Below are 9,640 nucleotides of genomic sequence, written 5' to 3' on the forward strand. Positions count from 1 at the left end.
GGTGGCCGGGCTGGGTGCCGGGCGGATGGTGATGGCACATTATTCGCTGCTGGTGGATGGCCTGGCGCAGATGTTCGTCGCCGGGCCGCCGGTGGTTGCCGCTGCGGGTGAGCATCGCACCAAGGAAGAACTGGGCGGTGCTGCCATCCATGCGGCCAATGGCGCGGTGGATGATCGGGTGGCGAGCGAGGCGGAAGCCTATGCCCGCACGCGCTGGTTCCTGTCTTACCTGCCGTCCTCCGTGGAGGAGCTGCCGGCGCGAGCCGCCTGCCGTGATCCGTCAACCCGCGCCGAGGAGTGGCTGATCGATGCGGTGCCGCGTGATCCGCGCCGGCTCTATCCGGTGCGGCCGATCGTGGAAGCCGTGGTGGACAAGGGCAGCTGGTTCGAGATCGGACGGGAGTGGGGCACGGGGGTCGTGACAGGGCTGGCCCGGCTGGATGGCTGGCCGGTCGCCATCATTGCGTCGAACCCGGAAGCGCTGGGAGGGCTGTGGACAGCGGCGACCGCACGCAAGGTCGAACGCATGGTTGATCTGGCCGATACCTTCCATCTGCCGATCATCCAGATGGTTGATAACCCCGGCTTCCTGATCGGGCGCCGGGCGGAGGAAGAGGGGACAATTCGTTGGGGTTCCAGGGCCTTAGCCGCCATATATCAATCATCCGTACCCTGGGCGTGCGTGGTGATGCGCAAGGCCTATGGCATGGCGGGCAGCGGCCACGCGCCGGCGGACCGATTCCGTTGGCGCATGGCGTGGCCGTCCGGCGATTGGGGTTCGCTGCCGATCGCCGGCGGGCTGGAGGCGGCCTACCGCGCCGATCTGGAGGCCGCTGAAGACCCGGCGGCGAAGCTGGCCGAGATCAAGGCGCGGCTGGAACAGGTGCGATCCCCGTTCCGCACGGCGGAGAAGTTCGGCGTGGAAGCGATCATCGATCCGAGAGCCACGCGGGCAGAGTTGTGCCGCTTTGCCAACATGGCGCAGCGGGGGTTGAAGGCCGGGGCGAAGGGGCGAGGGCTGCGGCCGTAGGACCAACGCCGTCACCCCGGCTTTCGCCGGGGTGACGGTTAAAGCGAACTCACTGCGGTGGCGGCGTCATCCCCATCGCCTGCATGCGCTTCATGCCTTCCATCAGTTCAGGCTGGGTGACGAACCCGTCCTTGTCGGCATCGATCATGGCGAAACCCATCTCGCGGCGGCCGGCGGCGAGCCATTCTTCCTTGCTCCACTTGCCATCCTTGTTGGCATCGGCGGCCATCAGGCGTTCGCGCGGCGTGGAAGGCGGGGTGTCTTGCGCCAAGGCGGGGGTGGCGGCGAGCAAGGCGAGAGCGAGGAACAGGCGCATCAGATCAGTCTCCGAATAAGAGCGGGCACCCTATCAACGGCTGAGACGGGCGCAATCCCCCGTTCCTGGCCCCCGGCTATTCGCGGCGCAGATTGTTCACGCGGTCGCGGGTGACGGGATAATCAATGCCTTCGGGGATGGTGAGCCAGGGTTCGCCATCGATGTTTTCGAACGCCGGCTGCACATAGGGGGCGGGCAGGGCGCTGATGCGTTCGAACAAATGGGCCAGCGTTTGATATTGCGCCAGACGGTGCATGTTGCACCAGGTGGGGAACACCATGGCGGCGGTGCCGGCGTCATAATCGGCGATGGCCTGGGCCGCCGTTGTCCAGCGCAGCGCTTGCGCTTCGAAGCCATCGGGGCTGATCACGGCACTGGCGGAGCGGCCGGCATCGGCCAGATAGAAGCGCGTATCGAACCGGCGGACGATGGCAGCGGCCGATGGCGGCTCCCAACGGGCGAAGGGGATGAAGCGGGCGGCATCCACCTTGTGACCCATGGCGCCCAGCATGCCGGCAAAGCCCACGGCCTCCGCCTCATCCGGCCCGGCGGCGAGCAGGGAACGGGCATGGGCCAGCGCGGCTTCGTCGGGGTGCGGGCCTTCGGTGAGCAGCACGCCGGTTTCTTCCAGCGCTTCGCGGGCGCAGGTGATGCGGGCGGCGGCATCGAGATCTTCAAGGCCGTCAAAGCCCATGGCCAGCAGTTCGTTGCGGGCGATGTGGATATCGGCGGCATCAACACGGCCGCCGGGAAACACCAGAGCACCACCAGCAAAGGCGAGTTGTTCGCCGCGCTGCACCAGCAGATATTCCGGTACACCGCCCGGCCCTTCCCGGGCCAGAATCACGGTGGCAGCCTGGATGGAGACGGGTTTGGTGGAGTCAGTCATGCGGCGATGATAAGCCGCGTCTTGCATGGCTGCATCCCTGTGCTATCGGGCAGGGGAATTCGCGCCGGGCAGGGCGGTTGAACGAAGGAGCCGATTGGCATGAGCGTGCGTCCCTGGCGCGATATCACCCGCCGCAAGAGCCGGCAGATCATGGTGGGCAAGGTGCCTGTGGGCGGCGACGCCCCGATCGCCGTGCAGACGATGACCAACACCCCCACCGAAGACGCCGGCGCGACGATCGACCAGATCCGCGCCTGCGAGGATGTGGGCGCCGACATCATCCGGGTGAGTTGCCCGACCAAGGAAGCCACCGCCGCCTTCCGCCAGATCACCCGCGCCGCCAAGGTGCCGATCGTGGCGGACATCCATTTCCACTACAAGCGCGCGCTGGAAGCCGCCGATGCCGGCGCTGCCTGCCTGCGCATCAATCCCGGCAACATCGGCAGCCGTGAACGCATCCGCGAAGTGGTGAACGCCGCCAAGGCCAACGGCTGCGCCATCCGCATCGGCGTCAACGCCGGGTCCCTGGAAAAGCATCTGCTCGAAAAATATGGCGAGCCCTGCCCGGAAGCGCTGGTGGAAAGCGCGCTGGAGCATATGAAATATCTGCAGGACGAGGATTTCCACGAATTCAAGATCAGCGTGAAGGCCAGCGACGTGTTTCTGGCGGTTGCGGCCTATAACGGCCTTGCCGAAGTCTGCGATTATCCGCTGCATCTGGGCATCACCGAAGCCGGCGGGCTCATTGGTGGCACGGTAAAGTCCTCCATCGGCATGGGCATGCTGCTGTGGGCCGGTGTGGGTGACACCATCCGCGTCTCGCTCTCCGCCGATCCGGTGGAGGAAGTGAAGGTGGGCTATCACATCCTGAAATCGCTCGGCATTCGCGCCCGCGGCGTGCGCATCGTGTCGTGCCCGTCCTGCGCCCGCCAGGGCTTTGACGTCGTGCGCACCGTGGAGGCGCTGGAAACCCGGCTTGCCCACATCACTACGCCGCTGTCGCTTTCGGTGCTGGGCTGCGTGGTCAATGGCCCCGGCGAAGCGCGCGAAACCGATATCGGCCTGACCGGCGGCGGCAACGGCCGGCACGCCGTGTTCCTTTCCGGCATTTCTGATCACGTGATCGACAGCGAGCAGATGCTGGAGCACATCGTGAAGCTGGTGGAAGCCAAGGCCGCCGAGATCGACGCGATTAACGCCGCTGCAGCAGCGGCAGCGGCTTAAGCCATGCATGGCGGACCGCCCCGGCCGCGCCGGGTGGAAGAACCCGTGCGCCAGCAGGCGGTGGCCTATGGCTATGCCGTGGCGCTCTGGTGTTTCGGCCTGGGCGCTCTGGTTGTTCTGCTCGAAGCGTTGGGCCTCGGCTTTGACGGCGACCGCATCACCTGGATCGCCGGACTCACCGGCCCGGCCGCGCTGGCCTGGCTGCTGAAGCGATTATGGATGCCGGACCGTGTGGACCGGGGCGCGCGTTACTGGCTGTTCGCGGTGCCGTCGGTGAGCCTCGCCTTTTTCAGCGTGATGTGGATGTTCAAGGCGATGGGGCGGATGCTGTGATCCGTATCGCCAGCGGCGGACTGTGGCTGGGCGTGGGCCTGGCCAAGATGGCGGCATTGGTCTGGCTGATCGACGAACGCTGGCAACTCGCCCTGCTGGCATTGCTGGCGGCGTGGAGCCTGGCTGGTCTGGCCTTGTGGCTGCGGCGCTTGCATCGCGCTTGATCTCCCGCCAATGCGGCATTCATGATCCGCGCCGCAACCCCTGTCGATATCCCCGCCATCCACCGCCTGATCGTCGAACTGGCGATTTATGAAAAAGAGCCGGACGCGGTGAAGGCCACACACGACGATCTGGCCCGCGCCCTGTTCGGCGAGCGGCCGGTGGCGGAATGCGTGCTGGCCGAGCTGGACGGGCAAGCGGTGGGCATGGCGCTCTTCTTCACCAATTTCTCGACCTGGACCGGCAAGCCCGGTCTCTATCTGGAAGATCTGTTCGTGATGCCCGCCGCTCGCGGTTCCGGGCTGGGCAAGGCGCTGCTCGTGCATCTGGCCGGCCTGGCCGTGGCGCGCGGCTATGCCCGCTTCGAATGGAGCGTGCTTGATTGGAACACGCCGGCCATCGGCTTCTACAAGGCGATTGGCGCGAAATTGATGGACGAATGGACGGTGATGCGGGTGGAAGGCGAAGCGCTCACGGCGCTGGCGGCAGGGTAGCACCACGAACAGAAAAGGGCGGCCCAAACGGACCGCCCTTTCTTGTACGCAGCGCCGAGGCTTGGCAGCCCAAATCAGCCTCTGGGCGCGCCCGGATGCTGCTTGTGCTCCACCATCAGGCGGCCTTCCTTCTCGGCATTGTAGCGCTCGATCGATTCCAGGATCAGGCGCTCGGCCGTGGCCTTGCCTTCAAAGCCCTGGCACTTAACCCATTTGCCGGGCTCCAGATCCTTGTAGTGGCTGAAGAAATGCTCGATCTGATCGAGCACGATCTTGGGCAGATCGGTATATTCCTGCACGTCGTCATAATAAGGATAGACCTTGTTGACCGAAACGCAGATCAGCTTGGCATCGCCGCCGCCATCATCTTCCATCATCAGCACACCCACCGGGCGCACGCGGGCGATGGAGCCGGGCATGAACGGCGTGCGCGCCACGATGAGCGCGTCGATGGGATCGCCATCATCGGCCAGCGTGTGGGGCACAAAGCCGTAATTGCACGGATAACGCATCGGGGTGTGCAATATGCGATCGACGAACAACGCGCCGGAAGCCTTATCCAGCTCGTACTTCACCGGTTCGCCGCCCAACGGGCATTCGATCACAACATTGACATCGTGCGGCGGGGCAACGCCAATCGGAATCGCGTCGATACGCATGGGACCGGTTTCTCCTATGTTATTGTCGGGCGCGGGTTACGGGGCTGCGACACTCTTGTCCACGGTCCAATTGACGCGGAAGGAACGGAAATGGCGATGATCGGGCCCTGGGTGGCACTGCTGGCAGGCGGCTTGTGCGAAGCGGGCTTCACCACGGCGCTGCGCCATATCGATGGCGGCCGCAACATCGGCGCGCTGATCGCCTTCCTGCTGTCGGTCACCGCCTCCATGGGCCTGCTGGCATTGGCCGGGCGACAGATTCCGATGGGCACCGCCTATGCGGTGTGGGCCGGAATCGGCGCGGCGGCCACGGCCATCATCGGCGTCGCCTTCTATGCCGAACCCATGTCGATCGTGCGCGGCCTGCTGATCGCCGGGCTGATCGGCTGCATCGTGGGGCTGAAGGCGTTGGGATGAGTCGTTATTTCTTCGCTGCCAGCAGCATCTCCAGCGGAGTCTGCTTCACCGCGCCGATGCGTTCCAGCCGCGGATAGCGCAGCCCGCCCGTCCACGCCCAATCCACGGTGCGCACGCGGTCATCGGTTTTCACCACCAGCCGGATCGGGGCGCTGCCGCCTTTTGCCGCCGTCACTGCCGCACGCAACGCATCGTCGCTGAACGGCAGTTCGTTCACGGCCAGCAGCACATCGCCCACGGCCAAGCCAGCCGCATAGGCGGCGCTGTTCCACAGCACCTGTTCCACCTTGCCCGCCGTGCCGAGAAACAGGCCGCCGGAAAACAGCAGATTGACTTGGCGCCGGTTGGCATCGGTGAAGGCGGCACTGGGTTTGTCGGTGTACACCAGCTTCCAGCCCGCCAGTTCCAGGCCCTTCAATGGCGCGCCGTCGCCCTTCTCGGTCAGCCGGCGCTGCAGATGCCCGGCCCAATCATAGCGCTGCACGGCGTTCAGTTCGGCGACCAGCGCGGCGAAATCATAGGGCTTCACCCCCCAATCGCCTTCGCCGGTGCCGAAGAAGCGGCGGGCGAAATCATCCAGGCTGCGGGTGCCGTTGCTCTCGCGCCGGATGATGGCATCGGCTTCCAGCCAGATTAGCAGGCCTTCGGTGTAATAATCTTCCGAGCGCTGGAAGCTGAGCCAGCCCTTGGGCGCGCGCGGCGTGATGATCGGATCGTTGGTGGTATCATCCAGGCTGCGCCAGCTGCGCGCCGGGCGGTTGTCCAGCGTGGCGGCGATGGTGGCGAGCTGATCGAGTGTGTCTTCCACCTTCACCAGCCCGGACCGCGCCTGCAGCACATAGCCCCAGAATTGCGTCTGGCCTTCATACACCCACAGCATTGAATTGCGCATCGGCGTGCGGAAATCCGGCGTGACCAGATCGGCACCGCGGCGATGCTTGCCGTTCCAGCTGTGGGTGAATTCGTGCGGCAGCAGGTTGCGCCGGCCCGGCCCACGATCCCAATCGGTGAAATAGCCGGTGTCGACGCCGTTTTCAGAACTGCGGTGATGCTCCAGCCCGATGCCGCCCATCTTCTCGGTGAGCGACAGCAGCAGATCATAATGATCGAACTGGCGGGTGCCGAACAGCTTCACCGCCTGGGAAACCAGCGCCTTGTGCTTGCCGATCTGTTCGTCATTCGCCTTCAGGAAGCGCGCATCATCGGCGACCACGTTGAGCGTGACATTCTGGCCAAGATCCCACTTGGCGAAATTGCGGCCGGCAAAGAACGGGCTGTCCACCAATGTCTCATAATCCACCGTCTGGTAGGAAACGCGGCTGCCATCGCGGCTGGCTTCCCGCATGGCCGAAGCCGCCTGCCAGCCCTGCGGCCAGGTGACGGAGAGCGACACCGGGATCTGGCGCGTGAACCAGCCCGCCGGGTAGAGCGAGACGCTATTGGGCTGCAAGTTCATCATGTCCTGCGTCACCACGATGCGGCCCTGCGGGCCATCGGTGGCAGAGAGGAACTGGAAGCGCACATCGAGCGCGGTGGCGCCGGCCGGCACGTCCACCCAGAAGGCGAACACGTCGATCGGATCACGCTTCCACGACAGCACCTGGCCGTTGGCGCGGATTTCGAGCCCGGCCAATTTCTCGATCTCGCCGCGCGGCGCATGCTTGCCGGGCAGCCATTTCGGGAACAGCAGCGCCATCTTCTTGCCGGCGAATTCCGGGGGCACCGGGATGGTCTCCTCCACCTTGAACACGCCGTGCTGCGTATCGCTGGTATCCACATGCAGGCGCAGCGTGCCGGGGAAAGGGGTATCCCGAGCGGCCGGAATGGCGTCCACGATCGGCAGCGGTTGCGGCATGGACCGCTGGGCAAGGGCCGGAGCAGCGATGAGGGCGGAAGCGAGGAGGAGGAGTGTGCGCATGGTCGCTGGTTAGCGAAACGCGTGACGGTGGGGAAGGGGGTGGCCGTTGCACTCAACGTCGCCGTCGCTTATGCCCGCGCCCATGAGCAAGGCACCCCAGAAACCCCGCGGTACGCAGGACATGATCGGCGAGGCCGCCGCCCGCTTCGATCATGTGATCGAAACGTTCAACCGCGTGCGCAAGCTGCACGGGTTCGGCCGGGTGGAAGTGCCGGTGTTCGAAGCGACTGCCGTGTTCGCGCGTTCGCTGGGCGAGACGACCGATGTCGTATCCAAGGAAATGTATGAATTCCAGGATCGTGGCGGCGATGCCATGTGCCTGCGCCCGGAATTCACCGCCGGCATCGCGCGCGCTTATATCGAAAATGGCTGGCAGCAACTTGCACCGCTGAAGCTGGCCACATGGGGGCCGCTGTTCCGTTATGAACGCCCGCAGAAGGGCCGTTTCCGCCAGTTCCACCAACTCGATGCCGAGATATTGGGTGCGGGCGAGCCAGCTGCGGATGTGGAAGTGATCGCGCTTGGCCAGCATCTGCTGGAAGAACTGGGCGTGGCCGATGATGTGGTGGTGACGCTGAACAGCATGGGCGATCCCGAGACCCGCGCCGCGTGGAGCGCAGCCGTGGCCGCCTATTTCGCTGCGCATCGCGGCGACCTTTCAGAAGACAGCCAGCGCCGGCTGGAGGCCAACCCGCTGCGCATCCTCGACAGCAAGGATGCTGGCGACGCTGCCCTGGTATCGAATGCGCCGCAGATCGACGATTATTTCACCGTCGAGGCCGGCGCGTTTTTCGAGCGGTTGCAGGCCGGTCTACAAGCCAGCGACATCGCTTGGGAAAGAAATGCACGGTTGGTGCGCGGGCTGGATTACTATCGCCACAGCGTGTTCGAATTCATCACCCAGAGCCTGGGCGCACAGGGCACCGTGCTGGGCGGCGGGCGTTATGACGGCCTGATTGGCCATATGGGCGGACCGGAAACACCGGCCGTGGGCTGGGCCGCGGGGATTGAGCGGCTGGCGATGCTGGTTGCGGAACCGGTCTTGCCACGCGTGCAAGTCGCCGTGGTCGCTGTCGGCCCGGAGGCGGAAAGTGGCGCGCTTGCGCTGCTGAGCGGCCTGCGCCGTGCCGGCATCGCCGCCGAACAGGGTTGGCGCGGGAACCTGAAGAAGAAAATGGAACGCGCCGGCAAATCGGGCGCGCGCCTGGCCGTATTGATCGGGGCCGATGAAGTGGCGGCTGGTATCGTCACCCTGCGCGATCTGGGCAGCGGGGAACAGGTGCCGGTGGCGACAGGTGAGGCGCTGGCCGCCATCATGGCCCGCCTTTCCGGGGGCGGCCTGAAGGGATGAGCCTTCCTGCCGAGCGCATTGCCCAGATCGAGCGCCGCCATGCCGCCCTGGCGCACGACATGGGCAATCCGGCGCTGCCGCCCGAACAGTTCGTGGCGCTATCCAAGGATTATGCCGAGCTGACGCCGCTGGTGGAAGCGGCGCAGGCAGCAACACGGGCGGAGGCAGCACTTCGACCGGCACCGACGGCGTTTGCATTCTGCACAACTGCAGCGCTCAGGAGCATTGCGCGAGCTGCGCCGAGGGTCGCGTGAACTGCCGCATCGAGGCAGGCGAAGAGTCGGGTCGGTGCGTGGCGTGCGGCTCCGACGGCACCGGCTGCCCCGAGGGGCAGGAGTGCTCGAGCTATGGCGACTGCGTCCCCATCGGGCTCGAGTGTCCGACCGACAACGAGGGCACGCCCCAGATCACCTGCGCGAACAGCGGGAACTGCGCCACGTGCGATCCCGCCCACCGGATTTGTGACGGTGGTCAGTGCGTCGGCTGCACCGAGAACGACACCTCCGCGTGTCAGACGACCGACATCTGCAAGGACGGCAAGTGCGCCTCGGCGTGCGCGACCGACTGCACGGTCGACAACGACTGCTCGAAGTGCATGGGCGCGAAGGTTTGCAACAAGCATCGCTGTATCGAGTGCAGCAAGACCTACGTTTGTTTTTTTGGCGAGGTCAGCTCTCTGGCTAACACTGCATGAAAACAATGCTCTGCAGGGCTTATTGGGGCGCTAATGAGTGCTAGTCGCTTGGATCCGTGGCCATGCACCAACGAAGTGCGACAAACAAATCAAGCTGATAAATTTTCGGAAGAGAAGTTGCTTGATCGCCATTCAAATGTCGAGGTATGAGTA

General features: G+C 65.1%; 12 protein-coding genes. 8 read left to right on the forward strand and 4 right to left on the reverse strand.

The window, feature by feature from the left end; all coding sequences use genetic code 11:
• Window positions 1-1,030: carboxyl transferase domain-containing protein (locus RT662_RS13210; protein ID WP_313671164.1), on the forward strand; the 1,030-nt coding region annotated here is incomplete at its 5' end.
• Between the two features lie 49 nt (window positions 1,031-1,079).
• Here RT662_RS13210 and RT662_RS13215 read toward each other — a convergent pair.
• Both RT662_RS13215 and RT662_RS13220 read right to left on the reverse strand, forming a co-directional pair.
• Window positions 1,080-1,346: a hypothetical protein gene (locus RT662_RS13215; protein ID WP_313671165.1), complete on the reverse strand. Its 267-nt coding sequence runs from the start codon at window positions 1,344-1,346 to the stop codon at window positions 1,080-1,082.
• Window positions 1,347-1,422: 76 nt separating this feature from the next.
• A complete protein-coding gene (locus RT662_RS13220; RefSeq protein WP_313671166.1) occupies window positions 1,423-2,235 on the reverse strand; it encodes an NUDIX hydrolase in 813 nt (270 codons plus the stop codon).
• Between the two features lie 99 nt (window positions 2,236-2,334).
• Here RT662_RS13220 and ispG point away from each other — a divergent pair, with 99 nt between their 5' ends.
• From ispG to RT662_RS13240, 4 genes are read left to right on the forward strand one after another with little or no spacing between them, the layout of a single operon-like run.
• Window positions 2,335-3,459, forward strand: a complete 1,125-nt coding sequence (ispG, locus tag RT662_RS13225) for a flavodoxin-dependent (E)-4-hydroxy-3-methylbut-2-enyl-diphosphate synthase (protein ID WP_313671167.1) — start codon at window positions 2,335-2,337, stop codon at window positions 3,457-3,459.
• 3 nt (window positions 3,460-3,462) lie between these two features.
• On the forward strand, window positions 3,463-3,792 hold the full coding sequence (locus RT662_RS13230; protein WP_313671168.1) for a hypothetical protein: 330 nt from the start codon (window positions 3,463-3,465) through the stop codon (window positions 3,790-3,792).
• Complete coding sequence (locus RT662_RS13235) at window positions 3,789-3,956, forward strand: hypothetical protein (RefSeq protein ID WP_313671169.1); 168 nt, start codon at window positions 3,789-3,791, stop codon at window positions 3,954-3,956. The genes RT662_RS13230 and RT662_RS13235 overlap by 4 nt, the downstream gene beginning before the upstream one ends.
• A 21-nt stretch (window positions 3,957-3,977) precedes the next feature.
• On the forward strand, window positions 3,978-4,448 hold the full coding sequence (locus tag RT662_RS13240) for a GNAT family N-acetyltransferase (RefSeq protein WP_313671170.1): 471 nt from the start codon (window positions 3,978-3,980) through the stop codon (window positions 4,446-4,448).
• Between the two features lie 74 nt (window positions 4,449-4,522).
• Here the strand turns inward: RT662_RS13240 and ppa are convergent, their stop codons facing one another.
• Window positions 4,523-5,107 (reverse strand): inorganic diphosphatase, encoded by a 585-nt coding sequence (gene ppa, locus RT662_RS13245; RefSeq protein ID WP_313671171.1) that lies wholly within the window; start codon window positions 5,105-5,107, stop codon window positions 4,523-4,525.
• A 90-nt stretch (window positions 5,108-5,197) separates the two neighbouring features.
• On the opposite strand from ppa, the gene RT662_RS13250 reads away from it, so the two are divergent.
• Entirely contained in the window at window positions 5,198-5,524 is a 327-nt protein-coding gene (locus RT662_RS13250) for a DMT family transporter (RefSeq protein ID WP_022678872.1), read from the forward strand.
• A gap of 4 nt (window positions 5,525-5,528) precedes the next feature.
• Here RT662_RS13250 and RT662_RS13255 read toward each other — a convergent pair whose 3' ends face one another.
• Window positions 5,529-7,442 carry a M61 family metallopeptidase gene (locus RT662_RS13255; RefSeq protein WP_313671172.1) on the reverse strand — a complete coding sequence of 638 codons (1,914 nt, stop codon included), beginning with the start codon at window positions 7,440-7,442 and terminating at the stop codon, window positions 5,529-5,531.
• 82 nt (window positions 7,443-7,524) lie between these two features.
• On the opposite strand from RT662_RS13255, the gene hisS reads away from it, so the two are divergent.
• Together hisS and RT662_RS13265 are read left to right on the forward strand one after the other, a co-directional pair.
• Entirely contained in the window at window positions 7,525-8,793 is a 1,269-nt protein-coding gene (hisS, locus tag RT662_RS13260; RefSeq protein WP_313671173.1) for a histidine--tRNA ligase, read from the forward strand.
• Window positions 8,790-9,047: a hypothetical protein gene (locus tag RT662_RS13265; protein WP_313671174.1), complete on the forward strand. Its 258-nt coding sequence runs from the start codon at window positions 8,790-8,792 to the stop codon at window positions 9,045-9,047. The genes hisS and RT662_RS13265 overlap by 4 nt, the downstream gene beginning before the upstream one ends.
• Window positions 9,048-9,640 lie beyond the last annotated feature (593 nt).

The organism is Sandarakinorhabdus sp. (genome assembly GCF_032115815.1).
Lineage (GTDB): Bacteria > Pseudomonadota > Alphaproteobacteria > Sphingomonadales > Sphingomonadaceae > Sandarakinorhabdus.

What these genes read in the sequence shown, in the direction of transcription:
- RT662_RS13215 (WP_313671165.1), bottom strand. Translation starts at nt 1,346, where the DNA reads ATGCGCCTGTTCCTCGCTCTCGCCTTGCTCGCCGCCACCCCCGCCTTG.
- RT662_RS13220 (WP_313671166.1), bottom strand. Translation starts at nt 2,235, where the DNA reads ATGACTGACTCCACCAAACCCGTCTCCATCCAGGCTGCCACCGTGATT.
- ispG (WP_313671167.1), top strand. Translation starts at nt 2,335, where the DNA reads ATGAGCGTGCGTCCCTGGCGCGATATCACCCGCCGCAAGAGCCGGCAG.
- RT662_RS13230 (WP_313671168.1), top strand. Translation starts at nt 3,463, where the DNA reads ATGCATGGCGGACCGCCCCGGCCGCGCCGGGTGGAAGAACCCGTGCGC.
- RT662_RS13240 (WP_313671170.1), top strand. Translation starts at nt 3,978, where the DNA reads ATGATCCGCGCCGCAACCCCTGTCGATATCCCCGCCATCCACCGCCTG.
- ppa (WP_313671171.1), bottom strand. Translation starts at nt 5,107, where the DNA reads ATGCGTATCGACGCGATTCCGATTGGCGTTGCCCCGCCGCACGATGTC.
- RT662_RS13250 (WP_022678872.1), top strand. Translation starts at nt 5,198, where the DNA reads ATGGCGATGATCGGGCCCTGGGTGGCACTGCTGGCAGGCGGCTTGTGC.
- RT662_RS13255 (WP_313671172.1), bottom strand. Translation starts at nt 7,442, where the DNA reads ATGCGCACACTCCTCCTCCTCGCTTCCGCCCTCATCGCTGCTCCGGCC.
- hisS (WP_313671173.1), top strand. Translation starts at nt 7,525, where the DNA reads ATGAGCAAGGCACCCCAGAAACCCCGCGGTACGCAGGACATGATCGGC.
- RT662_RS13265 (WP_313671174.1), top strand. Translation starts at nt 8,790, where the DNA reads ATGAGCCTTCCTGCCGAGCGCATTGCCCAGATCGAGCGCCGCCATGCC.